General features: G+C 56.9%; 1 protein-coding gene. It reads right to left on the bottom strand.

Features of this window, described 5'->3' with window-relative positions; translation table 11 throughout:
- A partial coding sequence (locus J4G14_14455) for a hypothetical protein (GenBank protein MCE2458992.1) occupies positions 1–311 on the bottom strand: 311 nt, incomplete at both ends.

The raw sequence follows: 311 nt of genomic DNA on the forward strand, positions 1-311 counted from the left end.
TGACAACTGGTCGAAGTGCGCCGTCGAACGCCAGTGGTCACGTACGGCCTCCAGTTCGACCTTGTCTTCAGTGGCGAATTCCATCATCTCAAACGGGCCGGTGCCGACATCTAACTCCGGGGTCTCCCCCTCCTGCTCGAGGTACTTCTTGGAGAACGTGTTGAACACGGTCGGAGCCGCAGCCGTGAAGTTCCTCCAATAGAGGTAGAACAGTGGTGCCGGGTCCTTCCAGGGGATGAACACTGTATAGTTGTCCTTGACCTCCCATTGGTCCCAGTGCAGCCTCGTGAAGGCGATGTTGACGAACTTAC

It is taken from the genome of Dehalococcoidia bacterium (assembly GCA_021295915.1).
Classification (GTDB): domain Bacteria; phylum Chloroflexota; class Dehalococcoidia; order Lucifugimonadales; family UBA1123; genus VXRN01.